Source organism: Streptomyces sp. NPDC101178, from assembly GCF_044767965.1.
In the GTDB taxonomy this organism is placed as follows: domain Bacteria; phylum Actinomycetota; class Actinomycetes; order Streptomycetales; family Streptomycetaceae; genus Streptomyces.
The window spans coordinates 1-19,440 of record NZ_JBIWOZ010000021.1; the positions used below are offsets into that span (position 1 = coordinate 1).

Annotated in this window: 15 protein-coding genes; 7 read left to right on the plus strand and 8 right to left on the minus strand. The window is 70.8% G+C overall.

All coding sequences use genetic code 11. From position 1 onward, the window contains the following. Nucleotides 1-185: 185 nt before the first annotated feature. Nucleotides 186-3,002 (minus strand): preprotein translocase subunit SecA, encoded by a 2,817-nt coding sequence (gene secA / locus ACIRR8_RS32910; protein ID WP_404071737.1) that lies wholly within the window; start codon nt 3,000-3,002, stop codon nt 186-188. A 240-nt stretch (nt 3,003-3,242) separates the two neighbouring features. Between secA and ACIRR8_RS32915 the strand changes: the two genes are divergently transcribed. Beyond that, a complete protein-coding gene (locus ACIRR8_RS32915) occupies nt 3,243-3,860 on the plus strand; it encodes a GNAT family N-acetyltransferase (RefSeq protein WP_404071739.1) in 618 nt (205 codons plus the stop codon). Between the two features lie 90 nt (nt 3,861-3,950). After that, complete coding sequence (locus tag ACIRR8_RS32920) at nt 3,951-5,138, plus strand: winged helix-turn-helix domain-containing protein (protein ID WP_404071741.1); 1,188 nt, start codon at nt 3,951-3,953, stop codon at nt 5,136-5,138. Between the two features lie 12 nt (nt 5,139-5,150). On the opposite strand, the gene ACIRR8_RS32925 is transcribed toward ACIRR8_RS32920, so the two are convergent. The 7 genes from ACIRR8_RS32925 to mtnA form a co-directional block, all read right to left on the minus strand. After that, nucleotides 5,151-5,903: a response regulator gene (locus ACIRR8_RS32925; RefSeq protein WP_404071743.1), complete on the minus strand. Its 753-nt coding sequence runs from the start codon at nt 5,901-5,903 to the stop codon at nt 5,151-5,153. Nucleotides 5,904-6,088: 185 nt separating this feature from the next. Beyond that, nucleotides 6,089-6,778: a ribosome hibernation-promoting factor, HPF/YfiA family gene (hpf, locus tag ACIRR8_RS32930; RefSeq protein ID WP_404071745.1), complete on the minus strand. Its 690-nt coding sequence runs from the start codon at nt 6,776-6,778 to the stop codon at nt 6,089-6,091. 331 nt (nt 6,779-7,109) lie between these two features. Continuing rightward, entirely contained in the window at nt 7,110-7,838 is a 729-nt protein-coding gene (locus tag ACIRR8_RS32935) for a ComF family protein (protein WP_404071747.1), read from the minus strand. 68 nt (nt 7,839-7,906) lie between these two features. Then, nucleotides 7,907-9,742, minus strand: a complete 1,836-nt coding sequence (locus ACIRR8_RS32940) for an LpqB family beta-propeller domain-containing protein (protein ID WP_404071760.1) — start codon at nt 9,740-9,742, stop codon at nt 7,907-7,909. 28 nt (nt 9,743-9,770) lie between these two features. Continuing rightward, entirely contained in the window at nt 9,771-11,789 is a 2,019-nt protein-coding gene (gene mtrB / locus ACIRR8_RS32945) for an MtrAB system histidine kinase MtrB (RefSeq protein WP_404071749.1), read from the minus strand. A gap of 1 nt (nt 11,790) precedes the next feature. Next, entirely contained in the window at nt 11,791-12,480 is a 690-nt protein-coding gene (gene mtrA / locus ACIRR8_RS32950) for a two-component system response regulator MtrA (RefSeq protein ID WP_007448372.1), read from the minus strand. 4 nt (nt 12,481-12,484) lie between these two features. Next, entirely contained in the window at nt 12,485-13,627 is a 1,143-nt protein-coding gene (mtnA, locus tag ACIRR8_RS32955; protein ID WP_404071750.1) for an S-methyl-5-thioribose-1-phosphate isomerase, read from the minus strand. Nucleotides 13,628-13,767: 140 nt separating this feature from the next. On the opposite strand from mtnA, the gene ACIRR8_RS32960 reads away from it, so the two are divergent. Genes ACIRR8_RS32960 through ACIRR8_RS32980 form a run of 5 tightly spaced genes read left to right on the plus strand, consistent with a single transcriptional unit; the run spans nt 13,768 to nt 19,266 of the window. Further along, on the plus strand, nt 13,768-14,985 hold the full coding sequence (locus tag ACIRR8_RS32960; RefSeq protein WP_404071752.1) for a hypothetical protein: 1,218 nt from the start codon (nt 13,768-13,770) through the stop codon (nt 14,983-14,985). Between the two features lie 4 nt (nt 14,986-14,989). Continuing rightward, on the plus strand, nt 14,990-15,682 hold the full coding sequence (locus ACIRR8_RS32965) for a DUF4129 domain-containing protein (protein ID WP_404071753.1): 693 nt from the start codon (nt 14,990-14,992) through the stop codon (nt 15,680-15,682). After that, nucleotides 15,679-16,926, plus strand: a complete 1,248-nt coding sequence (locus ACIRR8_RS32970) for a DUF4350 domain-containing protein (protein WP_404071755.1) — start codon at nt 15,679-15,681, stop codon at nt 16,924-16,926. Before ACIRR8_RS32965 ends, ACIRR8_RS32970 begins: the two co-directional genes overlap by 4 nt. After that, nucleotides 16,923-17,942 carry an AAA family ATPase gene (locus ACIRR8_RS32975; protein WP_404071757.1) on the plus strand — a complete coding sequence of 340 codons (1,020 nt, stop codon included), beginning with the start codon at nt 16,923-16,925 and terminating at the stop codon, nt 17,940-17,942. The genes ACIRR8_RS32970 and ACIRR8_RS32975 overlap by 4 nt, the downstream gene beginning before the upstream one ends. A 10-nt stretch (nt 17,943-17,952) precedes the next feature. After that, nucleotides 17,953-19,266 carry a DUF58 domain-containing protein gene (locus tag ACIRR8_RS32980; protein WP_404071758.1) on the plus strand — a complete coding sequence of 438 codons (1,314 nt, stop codon included), beginning with the start codon at nt 17,953-17,955 and terminating at the stop codon, nt 19,264-19,266. The last annotated feature ends 174 nt before the right edge of the window (nt 19,267-19,440 follow it).

Below are 19,440 nucleotides of genomic sequence, written 5' to 3' on the forward strand. Positions count from 1 at the left end.
CCGGGCCACCACGCGGGTGCTCTCCACCCCCCCCCCCTGCGCGCGCCGCCCCCGGGGGGGGGGGGGGGGGGGGGGCGCCCGGGGCCCCCCCCCCCCCGGCCCCCCCCCCCCCCCCCCCCCGCGGGGGGGGGGGGGGCCCCCCGGCGGGGGGGCCCCCCCCCCCGGCCGGTGCGGCGCTGCTGGTGCTACTTCTTACGACGGCGACCGCCGCCGCCACCGCTCTTCTGCGCCTTGCGGCGCTCGGCCCGCGTCATGCCGTCCGAGGAACCGGACTGCCCGCTCTCGGTGGCGAAGTCGCCCTCGACGACACCGCCCTCGCCGTCCACCGTGGGAGCGGAGAAGTGCAGCCGGTCCGGACGCTGCGGAGCCTCCAGGCCCTTGGCACGGATCTCCGGACGCGCGGCGGGAGCACCCTCCTTGGCGAGCGAGGTGCGCTCGGCCGCGTCCTGCACGGGAACCTCTTCGACCTGCTGCTCGACCTGGACCTCCAGGTTGAACAGGTAGCCGACGGACTCCTCCTTGATGCCCTCCATCATGGCGTTGAACATGTCGAAGCCCTCGCGCTGGTACTCGACCAGCGGGTCCTTCTGCGCCATGGCCCGCAGGCCGATGCCCTCCTGGAGATAGTCCATCTCGTAGAGGTGCTCACGCCACTTGCGGTCCAGCACGGAGAGGACCACGCGCCGCTCCAGCTCACGCATGATGTCGGAGCCAAGGGTCTTCTCGCGCTCCTCGTACTGCTCGTGGATGTCGTTCTTCACCGACTCGGCGATGAACTCGGCGGTGACGCCCGCCAGGTCGCCGGCCGCCTCCTCCAGCTCCTCGACGGTGACCTTCACCGGGTAGAGCTGCTTGAAGGCGCCCCACAGCCGGTCCAGGTCCCACTCCTCGGCGAAGCCCTCGGAGGTCTCCTGCGCGATGTAGTCGTCGATCGTGTCGTCCATGAAGTGCCGGATCTGCTCCTGCAGGTCCTCGCCCTCCAGGACGCGGCGGCGCTCGCCGTAGATGACCTCGCGCTGCCGGTTGAGCACCTCGTCGTACTTCAGGACGTTCTTACGCGTCTCGAAGTTCTGCTGTTCGACCTGCGACTGGGCGGAGGCGATGGCACGGGTGACCATCTTGTTCTCGATCGGCACGTCGTCCGGGACGTTCGCCATCGACATGACGCGCTCGACCATCTGCGCCTTGAACAGCCGCATCAGGTCGTCGCCCAGCGACAGGTAGAACCGGGACTCGCCCGGGTCGCCCTGACGGCCGGAACGACCGCGCAGCTGGTTGTCGATCCGGCGCGACTCGTGCCGCTCCGTGCCGAGCACGTACAGCCCGCCGAGGTCCTTGACCTCTTCGAACTCCGCCTTCACGGCCAGCTCGGCCGACTCCAGCGCGGCGGGCAGCGCGGCCGCCCACTCCTCGACGTTCTCCACCGGGTCGAGGCCGCGCTGGCGCAGCTCCGCCTCTGCGAGGTCGTCCGGGTTGCCGCCGAGCTTGATGTCGGTGCCTCGGCCGGCCATGTTCGTGGCGACCGTGACCGCGCCCTTGCGGCCGGCCTGGGCGACGATCGTCGCCTCCCGGTCGTGCTGCTTGGCGTTCAGCACCTCGTGCTGGACACCGCGCTTGGAGAGCTGCTGCGAGAGGTACTCGGACTTCTCGACCGAGGTGGTGCCGACCAGGATCGGCTGGCCCTTCTCGTGCTTCTCGGCGATGTCGTCGACGACGGCGGCGAACTTGGCGACCTCGGTGCGGTAGATCAGGTCCGACTGGTCGGCCCGGACCATCGGCCGGTTCGTCGGGATCGGCACCACGCCGAGCTTGTAGATCTGCTGGAATTCGGCGGCCTCGGTCATCGCCGTACCGGTCATGCCGGAGAGCTTGTCGTACAGGCGGAAGAAGTTCTGCAGGGTGATCGTGGCGAGGGTCTGGTTCTCGTCCTTGATGTCCACCCCTTCCTTCGCCTCGATCGCCTGGTGCATGCCCTCGTTGTAGCGGCGGCCGGCGAGGATACGGCCGGTGTGCTCGTCGACGATCATGACTTCGCCGTCGATGACGACGTAGTCCTTGTCCTTCTTGAACAGTTCCTTCGCCTTGATGGCGTTGTTCAGATAGCCGACGAGCGGGGTGTTGACCGACTCGTAGAGGTTGTCGATGCCGAGCCAGTCCTCGACCTTGGCGACACCGGTCTCGTGGATGGCCACGGTCCGCTTCTTCTCGTCGACCTCGTAGTCGCCGGTCTCCTCGATGCCCTTGAGCTGGTTGCCCGCCTCACCCTTGGTGAGACGCGTGACCAGCTTGGCGAAGTCGCCGTACCACTTGGTGGCCTGGTCGGCCGGGCCGGAGATGATCAGCGGCGTACGGGCCTCGTCGACGAGGATCGAGTCGACCTCGTCGACCACGGCGAAGTTGTGGCCGCGCTGGACGAGCTCGTCCTTGGACCACGCCATGTTGTCGCGGAGGTAGTCGAAACCGAACTCGTTGTTCGTGCCGTACGTGATGTCGCAGGCGTACTGCTCACGGCGCTGCGCCGGCGTCATGTTGGAGACGATGCAGCCGATGGTCAGGCCCAGGAACTTGTGGACCCGGCCCATCATCTCGGAGTCGCGCTGGGCGAGGTAGTCGTTGACCGTGATCAGGTGCACGCCCTTGCCGGAGAGCGCGTTGAGATACGCGGGCAGGGTGCCGACGAGGGTCTTGCCCTCACCGGTCTTCATCTCGGCCACATAGCCGAGGTGCAGGGCGGTTCCGCCCATGATCTGTACGTCGTAGTGACGCTGTCCGAGGACGCGCTTGGCGGCCTCACGGACCGTGGCGAACGCCTCGGGGAGCAGGTCGTCCAGGCTCTCGCCGTCCGCGTACCGTTCCTTGTACTCGTCGGTGAGCGCCCGCAGCTCGGCGTCGGAGAGGTTGACGAAGTCCTCTTCGATGGAGCTGACCTGGTCCGCGATGCGGTGCAGTTTGCGCAGGATCTTGCCTTCGCCTGCACGCATGAGCTTGTTGAAGACGGACACTGAGGCTGGTCTCCTTGCCGGTCGGGCCTGGCACTGGGTCGTGTGATGGACTCTGGCGCGGGCACGGCAGGTGGGCCCCACCGCAACGGCCATCGTAAGCGAGGACACCACCGCGTCGGGAGGGCTGCCGTCGCGTGGACCTCGCCGCACCCTCTCCGGACAACGTGCCGGAGGCGCGGAAGGTGCCGGAAAGCCCCGAAAGTGCTCGCATCGCGGCTCTCCGCTCATGAGAATCACCCTATGGAGCCGACCACTCTCACCACGCGACGACTTCTTCTGCGCCCGTTCGGTCCGCGGGACACCTACCGGGTGCATGCGGCCTGTCAGGATCCGGACATCCAGCGCTGGACGGTGATCCCCTCGCCGTACCGGCTGACCGACGCGGAGCTGTTCACCGCGAAACTCGCTCCGGCGGGCTGGCGGGACGACTCCGCGTACAGCTTCGCCCTGGAGCTGCGGGAGTCCGCGGCGCTCGTCGGGGCGCTCTCCATCGACCGCCGGAGCCGGCCGGGGACGTACGAGATGGGGTACTGGTCCACCAAGGAGCACCGCGGTCGCGGGTACGTCACCGAGGCGGTGCTCGGCTCCGCCCGCTGGGCCTTCACCTCGCTCCGGGCGGACCGGCTGGAGTGGCGGGCCGAGATCGGCAACCTGGCCTCCCGTGCCGTGGCGCTGCGGGCCGGATTCCGGCTGGAGGGCGACCAGCGGTCCGGGCTGCTCAACAAGGGCGTGCGACGGGACGCGTGGACGGCGGCGCTGCTCCCGTCCGACCTGGGGCTGCCAGGCACCCATCCGTACCTGCCCGGGCGCCACGCCGATCAGCCCGGCGGCGCTCCGGACCCGGCACGTGAAGGGTGAGCGGACCGGTGAGATCCGGATCGCGCGCGGCCGGAGGCGGTGGCCGGATCCCCTCCCCCGGTGTCAGTGGTGGCGTCTAGGGTTCCCCGTATGACGCCTGTGCCTCCTCCCGCAGTCGAACTCTCCGCCGACCAGGCCCGCCGCATCGCGCTGCGCGCCCAGGGCTTCCTGGGGGCTCCGGACCGCCGGGCGGGGGTTCAGGGGGTGCTGCGGCATCTCGGAGCCGTCCAGCTGGACACCATCTCGGTGCTGGCCCGCTCGCACGAGCTGATCCCGTACGCCCGGCTCGGCGCGATCGGCCGGCGCACGGTGGAGGAGGCGTACTGGTCGGGCGGCCGCTCCTTCGAGTACTGGTCGCACGCCGCGTGCATCCTGCCCGTCGAGGAGTGGCCGCACTTCGCGTTCCGCCGCCGCGCCTACCGCGCCCGCCCGCAGTGGCACCACGACCTGCCCCACGGCGTGTACGACACGGTGATCAAGCAGCTGCGTGCCGAGGGCCCGTTGACGGCGACCGAGCTCGGCGGCGCGAACAACGGCGGGGAGTGGTGGGACTGGTCGGCCTCCAAGGTCGCCGTCGAACGGGCCCTGATGTACGGCGAGGTGGTCTGCACCGAGCGGCGCGGCTGGAAGCGGATCTACGACCTGGCCGAGCGCGCCATCCCGGACGCCGTGCTCCACGACGACCTGAGCGACACCGAGTGCCGGCGGCGGCTGGTCGCGCTGGCGGGCAAGTCCCTGGGCGTCGGCACGCGGAGCGACATCGCGGACTACCACCGGCTGCGGGGCGAGGAGTTCGACGCGGTGGTGGCGGACTCGGGGCTGGTCCCGGTCACGGTGGAGGGCTGGGCCAAGCCCGCCTGGGCGGACCCCGAGGCGCTGGCCAAGGAACCGCGCGGCCGCCACCGTACGACGCTGCTGTCGCCGTTCGACTCGCTGGTGTGGGAGCGGGCGCGCACCGAGCGGATCTTCGGCTTCACGCACCGGCTGGAGGCGTACGTCCCCAAGCCGAAGCGGATCCACGGCTATTTCGCCATGCCGTTGCTGGCGGGCGGGAAGCTCCAGGGCCGCGTCGACCCGGCGCGCGACGGCACCACGCTGGTCGCCCGCCAGGCCTCGCTGGCCGGTCCGAAGGCGGTGGTCCCGATGGCGGAGGCCCTGGTGGAGGCGGCGGCCTGGGTGGGCTGTACGGATATCCGGCTGGAGCGGATCGACGCGCCGGAGCTGCGCGACCCGCTCAGGGACGAGATCGGCCGGGCGCTGCAGCGCGCCTACCGCTGAGCTCCGCGGTGGCTACCGGATCTCCAGGATCTTCTCGCGCATGGCATAGACCACGGCTTCCATGCGGGAGTGCAGCTGCAACTTCTCCAGAATATTGCGGACGTGGTTCTTCACCGTGTTCTCCGAAATGAACAACTCCTTGGCGATATCCCGGTTGTTCATGCCGGTCGCCACGAGTTTCAGCACTTCCAGCTCCCGGTCGGTGAGCCGGGGCGCGGGGACGAGCCGGCGCTCGTCGGTGCGCTGGATCATCGATTTGAACTCGGTGAGCAGCTTGGAGGCCATCGACGGGCTGATCTGGGACTGCCCGTCCGCGACGGCGCGAATGGCCGTCGCCACCTCGTCGGTGGAGATCTCCTTGAGGAGGTATCCGGTGGCGCCCGCCTTGATCGCGTCGTAGAGGTCGGCTTCCTCGTCGCTGATCGTCAACATGATGATCTTCGCGCTGGGAGCCACCTCCTTGATGGCCGTGCACGCCTCGATGCCACCGCGTTTGGGCATCCGCACGTCCATCAGAATGATGTCGGGCAGCAGGTCCGCGGCCTTGTCGACCGCCTCGGAGCCGTCACCGGCCTCACCGACGACCTGGATGTCCTCCTCCTGCGCGAGGACGATCTCCAGACCCCTGCGGAAGAGCGCGTGGTCGTCCACCACGAGGACCCGGATGGGCTCCCTGCGCGAGGCGCCGTCCGGGGCGTCACCGGTACGGTCACCGCCGTCGTCGAAACCGCTCGCGTCACGCACGGGCCCGAAGGTGTCCGCCATCGTTCCTCCCCCTGAAGGCCACGGCCTGATAGGCATCGGTCGTCCGCCAACGGCGTTTCACCGGCCACCGATTGGCTTGGGGCGCCATGATTCCATGCCGCGAGGCCGAAGCGGCTATCCCGCACCAGCGCGCAGGTGCCCCTGGTGGCGTGAAAACGCTCCAGGGGCACCGTGACTGTGTGGTGTCAGCCGCCGAGCGCGCCGCCCGCGCCGCCTGCCTCATCAGCGGCGAGCGGGTCGGTCCTCAGGTGGATGACGCCGTAGTCGTAGGCGTGACGCCGGTAGACGACACTGGGTTCCTTCGTCTCGGAGTCGACGAACAAGTAGAAGTCGTGCCCGACCAGTTCCATCTCGTAGAGCGCCTGGTCGAGCGCCATGGGCGCGGCGGTGTGGGTCTTCTCGCGCATCACGAGAGGCCCTTCGCCCTGCACCTCGATCGATCCGACCTTCGTGGTCGCCACGGCTTCCGACGTCTGCTCGCCGACCAGCTCACCGTCCTCGTCGAACGAGGCGACGCCCGGCACCACATCCGCGACCTCCGCAGCCGACAGACGTCCGTTGCCCCGGCGGCTGTAGCGCTTGTCGTGCTGCTTGCGCAGCCGGGCCTCCAGCTTTCCGGTGGCCAGATCAAGCGCTGCGTAGGGGTCGCCCGCCGCCGCCTCCGCCCGGATGACCGGACCGCGCGAGTGGAGCGTGATCTCCACCCGGTCGGAGCGGTCGGCCTGACGGGGATTCGGCTCCTTGGACACCTCGACGTCGACGCTGATCACCTTGCCGTCGAACTTCTGGATCTTGTCCAGCTTCAGCTTCTCGGCCACGTGCTTGCGGAACCGCTCGGGCACCTCGGTCTTGCGGCCCTTGACGACGATGTCCACGCAGAACTCCGTTCCCGGATCACCCCGCTTCTGCGGCGGGGCATCTCCCTTTTGCACCAGCCCCCGGTGATCCCCAGGGGCCTCGGACTCGGTGACTTTCGCCTCCTCCTCCCCCGTCGGAGAGGTCCCTACCTCGGCCGGCTCGACTGCTTCCGGTCCGTCGGTGAGTTATCTGCCCGAAACCTCACGGTGCATTCATCGAGGTTCGGCCTTCACCGCTCCTCACAACCGAACATAGCCTGCACACCCGGGTATCGGCACCCGCTACCGGCACGTACCTCCGTTCAGGCGGTTTTGCCCTCGCATCACCTGCGACGATGCAAGTTCTCGGTCACTTCCGGTTTATTTCGAAGGCGGACGGAGATGCCGAGACGACCGCTGCCGCGCACACCGCGCGGCCGGAGGGGCCTCCGTCGCTCCCCAGCGCCGCGGTGACCGCCCGCGCCGCCTCGGCCAGCGTCGATCCCGTCGTCAACAGGTCGTCCACCAGAACCACCCTCCCGTGGGCGAGCAGCCGCTCCGACCCGCTGGCCACGCCCAGCGCGCCGGCGAGATTGGCCCGCCGCCGGTGGGCCCGGAGACCCGACTGATCGACGACCGCGCGCAGCTGCCGCAGCACCGGGAGCACCCGGACCCGCCCGCCCGTGCGCCGCAGCTCGTCCGCCGCCGCCCGGGCGATCCGGAGCACCGGATCATGGCCGCGGGCCGCGGTCGCGGAGCGCGCGGAGGGTACGGGCACCAGCAGCAGAGGTCCCACGGCTCCCGCCTGCCCCGTCCCGGCCCGTACGGAGGCCGCCAGAGCCCGCCCGAGCGGTCCGGCCAGCCCGAGTGCCCCGCGCTCCTTGTGGGCCAGCAGCACCGCGCGTACGGCGTTCTCGTACGGCGCCGCCGCATGGACCGCCGGAAGCCCCACGGGCCGGGGCGAGGGGAGCACGCTGCGGGCCGGCGCACCGTTCAGCGCGGCCCCGCAGGCCGGGCACAGCGCCGTACGCGGCCTGCCGCAGCCCGCGCAGGCCACCGGCAGGACCAAGCCCGAGAACTCCCGCCACCAATCCCGCATGCGTTCACGGTGTCCGGCCCCCGCGGAACCGTCCACCCCTGTGGAAAACTGCGTTCGGAAGCGCCAGGTCAGCCCGGGTAGACCAGCGAGGTGCCTTCTTCCAGGACCGTCTGCCAGTTGTCCCCCGGCGAAAGCTTCACTATGCCGTCGCCCTCGGTCTCCGCCATCAGCGGAAGCAGCTCGTCGTCCGCCGCGGCGACCGCCTGGACCTGGTTGACCCCGGGCAGCACCCCGGAGGCGCCGGAGGACGGCGTGGACCCGTCCGCCTGCACGTACCGCACCTGCTGGACACCGCCCGCCTCCTTGCCGACCACCACCAGACGGCTGCGGCCCGACCAGGAGATCGCCGTCACGTCCGTGAGCTGCGGCGCGGCCTGGCGCAGGTCCTCGACCGAGATCTCGGGCGCCTCGTCGCTCCCGCGCCGCTCGACCCGGCCGATCTTCAGTGTCGTACGGCCGTCCTCCGTCACCAGCAGCGCGATCCGCACCCCGTCCGCCGACAGCCGCAGTTCCTCGATCCGCCCGCCGTCCAGCCCCGGGACCCGCACCTCCTGCGGCTCGCCCTCACCCTCGGCCAGCCGTAGCAGCCTCGGGCGCGCCTTGTCGCGGTCGGCGACCCACAGGTCACCCCGCCCGTCCCAGCTCGGCGACGACAGCCGGTCGGCGGTCTTCTTGCCGGTGCTGGTCACCACGGGAGCGGCCAGCTCACCTTCCGCGTCCAGGGACGCGACGTACAGGTTCTGCCCGTTGGCCGAGACCGCGGCGGCCCGCCGCTCGTCCCGGGCCACGCCGACGGCGCCCATCGCGACCGTGCCGGCTCCCAGGGGGCCGAGCACCGCCTCGGGCGTGCCGATGCCCTCGGTGGCGCTGGGGATCCGCTGGACCCTGCCCTTGGCGTCGATGAAGTACTGGCTGTCGGGCCCGTCGGAGCCGCTGTCGGAGGAGAACTTCGCCGCCTCGTCCGCGTCCAGCGCGCAGAGCCGGCCGCGCCCGCCCTCCAGCTCCACCTGCTCGACCCGCGCGGAGGTCAGGTCCCGCAGGGTGAAGAGCACCTGGGCGGCCATCATCCGGCAGGCCGCCCGGCCCGCCTTGTCGGCCTTGCCGTTGAGCGGCACCTTCAGCACGTTCTGATCATCGGGGGCCAGCGCGACGACGTCCTTGCGCAGGGCGGTCCCGGTGGGGAACCGGGAGTCGACCACGGGCCGCAGCCAGTTCGTCGGTCCCTCCAGCAGCGTCCTGACCGTCTGCGTCGCCGTGCTCATCCGGGTGACCGGATCGGTGCCGGTGCGTACGTAGACGGGGTCGGCGACGAGCGTCGACTGCCCGTTCGTCCGGCCGGTGGCGTAGTAGTACTTGTTCACGGAGCGGTAGAGCCGCTTGAAGTCGGACTGCCCGAGGACCAGGCCGTCCGGCACGATGTCGATCCGCCACTCGGTCTTGCCGTCCGCCAGCTTCTCCCGCACCAGGTGCAGCACCTGCGAGTAGTCGGTGGGGGCGAGCGGCTGGTAGGAGCTCTGGGCGTCGACCGTCGCCACCTTCTCGCCGGTCAGCGTGTAGGAGGTCTCGGAGTCCCGGCGCTCCTCGTCGTGGAGCAGGGGGCCGTTGCGGTTGGGGGCCTGGGAGAGCACCGTGGTGCCCTCACCCGGCTGCCAGGTCTCGGCCGCGTCCTCGCTCAGATACATGCGCGTGGTCCGGAAACCGGGATCGTCGCTGGTCATCGACTCCAGGAACCCGTCGACGATCTCGCTGGGCGCCGCGCCCTCACGAGGCTCCACCGCGTACACCTGCACCTGGGAGTCGCCCGGCTGCGAGGCGTCGACCGCCTTGACGTCACCGGTCACCGGCATCGACCCGCAGCCGACGAGCACGAGGACGGAGCAGCCGAGCAGCGCGGTGATCCGCACGCCGCGTCCGGGGCCACCACGACGGCGGTCAGTACCCACGAGTGGTGTCCTCCTGGTCGGAATTCTGCGCGGCGGAACCGGCGCCACCGGAACGCTCCGGCGCCGGGCGGGCCACGACCCGGGCTCCGCTGCCGGGCAGCGCCGCCGGGTGCGCCGAGGCGGGCGCCGGGTGCGGCACCGTGGAACCGCGGCCGGGCCCGGGCAGCGACGAGCGCTCCTTGGCCCCGGACTGATTCGGTACGGAGACCAGCCGGTTCTCGCCGGCCGGCGCCTCGTCGCGCTCCCGGCTCTCCCGGTTACGCCGGGAATCCTCCGGCTCCAGCGGTATGGGCGAACCGCGCAGCGGCTCGTCCGCCGTACGCGGCAGGGTCAGCCGGAACTGGGACCCGCCGCCCGGCTCGCCCCACGCCTGGAGCCAGCCGCCGTGCAGCCGGGCGTCCTCGACGGCGATGGAGAGCCCGAGACCGGTCCCGCCGGTGGTCCGGGCGCGTGCCGGGTCCGCGCGCCAGAACCGGTTGAAGACGCGGGTCGCCTCGCCGGGCTTGAGCCCGACCCCGTAGTCCCGTACGGCCACGGCGACCGCGCCCTGCGCCACGCCCATCCGCACGACGACGTCCCGTCCCTCACCGTGCTCGACGGCGTTGACCACGAGGTTGCGCAGCACCCGCTCGACGCGCCGGGCGTCGGCCTCTGCGATCACCGGCTGGTCGTCGCCGAGGACCAGGATCCGGCTGCCCTTGCGCTCGGCGAGCGGTTCGGCACCGCCGATCACCCGGTGCACCACGGTCCGCAGGTCTATCGGCTCGGCCTCCAGCGCCGCCGCGCCCGCGTCGAACCGGCTGATCTCCAGCAGATCGGCCAGCAGCGACTCGAAGCGGTCGAGCTGGTCGCCGAGCAGCTCGGCGGAGCGCGCGGTGACGGGATCGAAGTCGACGCGCGCCTCATGGATGACGTCGGCGGCCATCCGTACGGTCGTCAGCGGGGTCCGCAGCTCGTGCGAGACATCGGAGACGAAGCGCCGCTGCATCCGGGAGAGCTCCTCCAGCTGCTGAATCTTCAGCTGAAGGTTCTGCGCCATCTTGTTGAAGGCCTCACCGAGCCGGGCGATGTCGTCCTCGCCGGTGACCTTCATCCGTTCCTGGAGCTTCCCGGCGGAGAGCCGCTCGGCGATGCCGGCCGCCATCCGCACCGGTGTGACGACCTGCCGCACCACGAACCACGCGATGGCGCCGAGCAGCACGACGACGAAGAGGCCGGCGGTCGCCAGGGTCGTCTTGACCAGCGTCAGGGACTTCTCCTCCTGCGTGAGCGGGAAGAGGTAGTACAGCTCGTACGGCTGCTGGTCGATGTCGTAGAGCCGCTTGCCCACGACGAGGCCCGGCTGGGACTCGTTGCCGTTGGAATAACGGATCAGGGAGTACGTCTGGAACGCGCCCTGTCCCTTGCCCACGTCCTGGCGCAGGCGCTCGGGCACGCTGGAGGCCTCGACGCTGCCCGAACCTCGTGGCGCACGGCCGCCCGCGCCCTCGCTCACCGAGTCCGCGCTGAGCGCGACCACGTTGAAGGCGTTCTTGCCGCCACTGGCGAGCTGGTCGACGAGCTCGGTGCGCCACGAGGTGTTGGCGGTCATGCCGTCGGGCCCCTCGGTGCCCGGCGCCAGGGAGGCGTTCGCCTTCTCCTGGGCCGCGGCGAAACCGCCGGCGGCCTGGGTCTGGGCGGCCTTGCCCTTCGCGTCGAGCAGGCCGTTGCGGACCTGCCCGATCACGACGAAGCCGAGCAGCAGCACCACGCCGATCGACATCAGCAGTGTGCCCGCGACGACGCGGAGCTGCAGATTGCGCCGCCACAACCGCACGGCGGGCAGCAGGGGACGACGAACCCACCGCATCAGCAGACGCGGTACGGGCCCACCGGGCGCCCGGTCCTCGAACAACCGGCCGCCCTGGAGGAATCGGCTCATACGAGAGGCCTTCCGTCCCGGACCGGCAGCCCGCTCCGCACGGACTCCCGGCTCCCCGGGGTTCGGAGCAGCGCTGCCTTCGGCCATGTCAGCTCGGTCCGGCCTTGTAACCGACCCCTCGGACGGTCACGACGATCTCCGGCCGCTCCGGGTCCTTCTCGACCTTGGAGCGCAGCCGCTGGACGTGCACGTTCACCAGCCGGGTGTCGGCCGCGTGCCGGTACCCCCAGACCTGCTCCAGCAGGACCTCACGGGTGAACACCTGCCACGGCTTGCGGGCGAGGGCGACCAGCAGGTCGAACTCCAGCGGGGTGAGGGCGATGGACTGCCCCTCCCGCTTCACGGAGTGACCGGCTACGTCGATGACCAGGTCACCGATGGTCAACTGCTCCGGCGCGGGCTCTTCGGACCGCCGCAGGCGGGCCCTGATCCGGGCGACCAACTCCTTAGGTTTGAACGGCTTGACGATGTAGTCGTCGGCCCCTGATTCCAGGCCGACCACGACATCGACGGTGTCGCTCTTGGCAGTGAGCATGACGATCGGCACACCGGACTCGGCCCTGATCAGCCTGCACACCTCGATGCCGTCCCTTCCGGGCAGCATGAGGTCGAGCAGCACCAGGTCCGGCTTGGCCTCACGAAATGCGGCCAGTGCCTTGTCGCCGTCCGCTACGAACGACGGCTCGAAACCTTCTCCACGCAGCACAATCCCGAGCATCTCGGCCAGTGCGGTGTCGTCGTCGACGACAAGGACGCGTCCCTTCATAATCGACATCATCCCATTAGCTAATCGTTACCTGCGATGACCTGGCACACAGCTCCGCCAGTGCGACCCCCGTGACCGGGGAAACGACCCCCTCCTCGGTGACGATCGCCGTGATCAATTCGGGCGGCGTGATGTCGAAGGCCGGGTTGTACACCGGGGCCCCGAGGGGTGCGACGACCTTCCCACCTCCGGCGCCCGCCGATACGTCCTGCGCCGATGTGACCTCCGTCACTTCTTGCCCGGAACGCTGCTCGACGATGATCGATGTGCCTTCAGCCGTTTCCATGTCCACGGTCGTCGTCGGCGCCACCACGATGAACGGCACGTGGTGGTACTTCGCGAGCACGGCCAGCGGATAGCTCCCCACCTTGTTGGCCACCGAGCCGTCCGCCGCGATGCGGTCCGCCCCGATGAGCACGGCATCCACCTCACCCGCCGCGAACAGCGAACCCGCCGCACTGTCCGTGAGCAGGCTGTACGCCATCCCGCTGCGCGCCGCCTCGTACGCCGTCAGCCTCGCCCCCTGGAGCAGCGGCCGGGTCTCGTCCACCCACAGCCGGCGCAGCCGCCCCTGCCGGTGCATCCGCAGGGCCACCGCGAAGGCCGTCCCCTCGCCCCCGGAGACCAGCGCCCCGGTGTTGCAGTGGGTCAGCAGCTGATAGCCCCGCCCCGGCAGCAGCTCTTCCAGCAGCGCCGTCCCGTACTCCGCCATCCGCACACTGGCCCGGGCGTCCTCCCGATGCAGCGCCTGAGCCTCGGCCAGCGCCACGACGGCGGCCTCCTCGGCTCCCGCCCCCTTCCCGGCAGCCGCCCAGTAGGCCGCGGCCACCCTCCGCACCCCGTAACCGAGGTTCACCGCGGTGGGCCGCGCACGCTCCAGCAGCCCGGCGGCCTCCGCCACGTCGTAGCCCCGTGCCGCCGCGAGCGCCACCCCGTAGCCACCGGCGATCCCGAGCAGCGGAGCCCCCCGTACCGCCAGCGTCCGGATCGCCCGCACCAGCGCGGGCACATCCGTGCACACCAGCTCGACCTCCTCCGCGGGCAGCCGCGTCTGGTCGAGGAGCACCAGAACGGGACCTTCCGGAAGCTCGTCCCAACGGAGTACGGGAAGTGCGGGAGGCTCGCTGCCCACCGGCGTTTGCGCGTCCTGATCAGCCATCCGTCCAGTCTGCCCGGTGAGCCGCCCACAAATGAAGGCACGAGGGAGAGAAGGCTCCCCGTCCGCACCGCACCGGCCCGTGACACGATGGCTGCCAACCTGCCGCCCCGATGAGCGGACAGGACGGTGAAGGAGCGAGAATGAACGACTCTCCGGGCTGGGCGACGCCCGGATCTGCCCCCTCCGACGGCCAGGAGGCGGCCATTCCCCGCCCCTCCGAGCCCAAGGACGGAAGCGCGCCGACGGGACAGTGGTCCCCCGAGCAGCCGCCTCCCGGGCAGTGGTCCCCACCGAGCAACCCCGGCAGCGGCCCCGGCACCCGCCCGCCTGCCTCCGGCTGGGGCGGCGGCCCGCGGCATCCGGGCCGGGCACCGAAGCCTCCGGCAGCGAAGCCCGGCGTCATCCCGCTGCGCCCGCTCGGCCTCGGCGAGATCCTCGACGGCTCCGTCTCGGCCCTGCGCGCCCACTGGCGTACCGCACTCGGCTTCAGCCTCGCGGTCTCCGTGGTCGTGCAGATCGCCGTCGTGCTCATGCAGCGCTATCTCCTGCCCCGACCGACCGCCATCGACCCGAACGCTTCCGGCACCGAAGCCCTCCGCCAGGCTTCCGAATACCTCCGGACGACGCTGTTCTCCCTCGCCCCGGCCACCCTCCTCGCTCTGATCGCCATGCTGCTCACCACCTCCGTCGTCACCGTGGTGATCAGCCGCTCGGTGCTGGGCCGCCCGGTCACGCTCACCGACGCCTGGGCCGAGGTACGCCCGCGCATCCTCCCGCTGATCGGGCTGACCCTCCTGGTGATGCTGATGCTCACGACGGTCATGATCGTCAGCATCGGCCCCGGACTGCTGGTGGGCTCGGGGGCGGGCGCGGTGCTCGCCCTGTTCGGCCTCGTCGTCGCCTGCGTGCTGGCCCCCTGGCTGTACGTCACCTTCTCCCTCGCCACCCCCGCCCTGGTGCTGGAACGGCAGGGCATCGTCGCGGCGCTGCGGAGGTCGGCGAAGCTGGTCCGCGGCGCGTGGTGGCGCACCTTCGGGATCCTCGCGCTGTCTCAGCTGCTCGCCCTCCTGCTGAGCCTCGTGGTCTCCACCCTGCTCGTCATCCTGATGGCCATCGGTGATGCGGTCGGCATCGGCGACTTCCCCGAAGCCGGCACCGCTTCCCTGAGCTGGCCCTTCCTGATCATCACCGGCATCGGCGAAGTGATCGTCTCCACGCTGGCCTACCCCTTCCTCGCAGGCGTGATGGCCCTGCTCTACGTCGACCAGCGCATCCGCCGCGAGGCGCTCGACCTCGACCTCGCCCGGGCCGCGGGCCTCCCCGGCCACGGCACCGGCACCGACACCGCTCGGAGCTGATGGGGTGCCGGGGGCGGGGGGCGCCACAACAACACGGCAGGTCATCGGCGCGGGCGACATACCCGTGGACACTCCACGTGTCCCGGCCCGGGAGGCAGCCGAGAGCGAGCTGTCCAAACCGATGTACCACGAGAACGATCCGAACTTCCTCCAGCGCGCCCTGAACGAGTTCTGGGACTGGGTCGCCGGCGTGTTCGACGCCGCCGCGGGCGCCGCTCCCGGCGGCCCGGCGGGACTCGTCGTCCTGGCCCTCCTCGTCATCGGCCTCGCCGCCGCGCTCTGGTGGCGGCTCGGCACCCCGCAACGCTCCTCCCGCTCCGCCGCGGACGCCCTCTTCGAGAGCGACGGCCCCCGCAGCGCCGCCCAGCACCGGGCCGCGGCCGAAGCACACGCCGCCGCCCTCCGCTGGACCGAAGCCGTCCAGGAACGCATGCGCGCCGTCGTCCGGTCCCTGGAGGAACGCGCCCTGCTCGACCCCCGACCCGGCCGCACGGCCGACGAAGCCGCGGCGGAGGCAGGCCGCGCCCTGCCCGACCACGCCACCCGGCTGCGCTCCGCCGCCCGCGACTTCGACGACGTCACATACGGCGGCCGCACCGCGGGCCAGCCCACATATCTGGCCCTGCGCACCCTGGACACCGAGCTCGACGAGGCGAAACCCGTACTTCCCGGAGCCTCCCGTGGAGCCGCCGGATGACCACGGCCACCGCCCCCTCTCCCACCTCGACCGCGCCCACCGCACACCAGGTCTGGAAGCGCTCGCGCGGGCTGCTGATCGCCCTGCTCGTCCTCGTGATCGCGGGCATCACCTTCGCCGCGGTCCGCTCCGGTACCAACTACGGGCACCTCGACCCCCGTTCCCCCGGCCCGAAGGGCAGCCGCGCCACGGCGGAACTCCTCAAGGAACGCGGAGTGTCCGTCACCGTCGCCACGACCCTCGACGAGGCCACCACCGCGGTGGGACCCGACACCACGCTCCTGGTCACCGGCCCCAACCTCCTCATCCCCTCTCAACAGCGCCGGCTCTACAAGGCGACCGCCGCCTCCACCGGCCGCACCCTCCTCATCGCCCCGGGCCCCGCAGCCGTATCCCGACTGGCCCCCGGCGTACGCGCCGAGCCCCACCGCCCCGTGAGCGTGCTCCCTCCGTCCTGCGCACTCCCCGCCGCCCGCAGCGCCGGCCCTGCGGACATGGGCGGCGTCCGCTACACGGCACCGGACTCCACCGCCACCGCCTGCTACCCCAGCGACCAGGCGCCCAGCCTGCTGATGCTCAAGGGCCGCGAGGACGGCGACACCGTGCTGCTCGGCTCCCCCGACTTCCTCCACAACGAGCGTCTCGACCACCAGGGAAACGCCTCTCTCGCCCTGCAACTCCTCGGTTCGCGACCGCATCTGGTCTGGTACCTCCCCTCACTCGCTGATCCATCCGCCACCACCGATGACGGCACCCCCGGCAACAACAACCACGACAACGACGGCAGCCGCGAAGAGACCTCGGGCGACGAGAGCGGCTTCCTCGGCCTGATCCCCTCCGGCTGGATCTGGGGAACGCTCCAACTCACCCTCGCCGCCTGCCTCGCCGCGATCTGGCGGGCCCGCCGGCTCGGCCCCCTCGTCGTGGAACAACTGCCGGTCTCCATCCGCGCGTCGGAATCCGCGGAAGGCCGCGCCGGCCTCTACCGCAAGGCCAACGCCCGTGACCGGGCCGCCGAATCGCTACGAGCCGCCGCCCGAATCCGTATCGCCCGCCTCACCGGTGTGACCGCCCGCGAGGCCCACACCGCTGATGTCCTCCTCCCTGCCGTCTCCACCCGCACCGCCACCACAAGCGACGACCTGAGCACCCTGCTCTTCGGCCCGACCCCCGCCAACGACGCGGCCCTGGTCCTGCTGGCCGAGCACCTCGACGCCCTCGAAAGAGAGGTACGCACTTCATGAGCGCCCCGACCCCCGAGCCGGCCGACTCCGCAGCGGTCCCCGCGACCCCTGCGACTCCGGAGCCCGCCGACGGCGCCCGCGCGTCCCTGGAGGCCCTCCGCGCCGAGATCGCCAAGGCCGTGGTCGGCCAGGACCCCGCTGTCACCGGACTCGTCGTCGCGCTGCTCTGCCGCGGACACGTTCTTCTCGAAGGTGTCCCCGGCGTAGCCAAGACCCTCCTCGTCCGAGCCCTCGCCGCCTCCCTCGAACTCGACACCAAGCGCGTCCAGTTCACCCCCGACCTCATGCCGAGTGACGTGACGGGCTCACTCGTCTACGACGCCCGAACTGCCGAGTTCTCCTTCCAGCCGGGCCCGGTCTTCACCAACCTGCTGCTCGCCGACGAGATCAACCGCACCCCTCCCAAGACTCAGGCCTCCCTCCTGGAAGCGATGGAGGAACGTCAGGTCACCGTCGACGGCACCCCCCGTCCGCTCCCGGACCCCTTCCTCGTCGCCGCCACCCAGAACCCGCTCGAATACGAGGGCACCTACCCGCTCCCGGAAGCCCAACTGGACCGCTTCCTGCTCAAGCTGACGGTGCCTCTCCCTTCACGACAGGACGAGATCAACGTCCTCACCCGTCACGCCGACGGCTTCAACCCTCGCGACCTCAAGGCAGCAGGCATACGGCCCGTCGCAGGCCCCGCCGACCTGGAGGCGGCCCGATCAGCCGTCGCCAGGACCGCCGTCTCCCCGGAGATCGCCGGCTATGTCGTGGATATCTGTCGTGCCACGCGCGAATCCCCCTCGCTCGCCCTCGGCGTCTCCCCCCGAGGCGCCACCGCACTGCTCTCGACCGCACGCGCCTGGGCCTGGCTCACCGGCCGGGACTACGTCACCCCGGACGACGTGAAGGCCTTGGCGCTCCCCACACTCCGTCATCGCATCCACCTGCGGCCCGAGGCGGAAATGGAGGGAGTCACCCCCGATTCCGTCATCACCTCGGTGCTCGCCCACTTCCCCGTACCCCGATGAGGCGGTGACCATGGCCCTCACCGGACGTACCGCACTATTGGCCGCGCTGGGATCACTCCCCGTAGGCATCCTCGCTCCGAGCTGGACCGGGATGCTCGCGGTCAACGCACCGCTCTCACTGGCAATTCTGTGCGACTACGCCCTGGCAGCGCCAGTGCGAACGCTCCGATTCACTCGATCCGGCGATACATCTGTTCGACTGGGTGACGCGGCGGCCGTACAACTCACCGTGACCAACGGCTCGCGTCGGCGGCTCCGGGCCCAGCTCCGCGATGCCTGGCCGCCGAGCAGCTGGCCCGTCGGCACCGAACGGTCTTCTTCACGCCACACGTTGACGATTCCTCCCGGTGAACAGCGGCGCCTGGCCACCGTCCTCCGCCCGACCCGCCGCGGCGACCGCCAGGCCGAGCGCATTACGGTCCGCTCGTACGGCCCGCTCGGTCTCGCCGCACGCCAGGGCCACCACCGCGTCCCATGGACCGTGCGAGTACTGCCCCCGTTCACCAGCCGGAAGCACCTGCCTTCCCGGCTCGCCCGGCTCCGGGAACTCGACGGCCGCACCAGCGTTCTGACACGGGGTGAGGGCACGGAGTTCGACAGTCTGCGACCTTACGTACCGGGAGACGACACCCGTTCCATCGACTGGCGGGCGACAGCACGCCAGTCGGCCGTCGCGGTCCGGACCTGGCGCCCCGAGCGCGACCGGCACATCCTCATCGTCCTGGACACCGGACGCACCTCCGCAGGCCGCGTGGGCAACGTCCCACGTCTCGACGCGGCCATGGACGCCACGCTCCTCCTCACCGCGCTCGCGACACGCGCCGGCGACCGCGTAGACCTCCTCGCCTACGACCGCCGCGTCCGAGCCCGGGTGCAACGCCGGACCAGCGCCGGTGACGCTCTGGCAGCGGTCGTCGACACCTTGGCCTCATTGGAACCCGAGCTCGTCGAGACGGACGCCAGAGGGCTCAGTACCGCAGCCCTCTCGGACGCTCCCCGCGGTTCGCTGATCGTTCTCCTTACGTCTCTGGAGGCCGCCCCCATCGAGGAGGGCCTCCTGCCTCTGCTCCCTCAGCTCACCCAGCGCCATACGGTTCTGCTGGCAGCCGTCTCCGACCCACGGATCGAGGAGATGGCGAGGAGCCGGGGAACGGTGGAAGCGGTGTACGACGCCGCCGCCGGCACCCAGGCTCAGGCGGAACGCCGCAGCACGGCGGAGAAACTCCAGCGCCACGGAGTCGTCGTCGTGGACGCCACCCCGGACAACCTGGCCCCCGCACTCGCCGATGCCTATTTGGCCCTCAAGGCAGCGGGCCGCCTCTGAGGAGTCGGCTCCTTCTGGTGACCGATGCACGGTCGCGGGCCCATCGCTCACCAGAAGGAGCCGAAGCTTTTGAATACCTTCAGAACGCAGAAAAGCCCCGCACCACAAGGGTGCGGGGCTTCCCCACAATAATTGTTCGGCGGCGTCCTACTCTCCCACAGGGTCCCCCCTGCA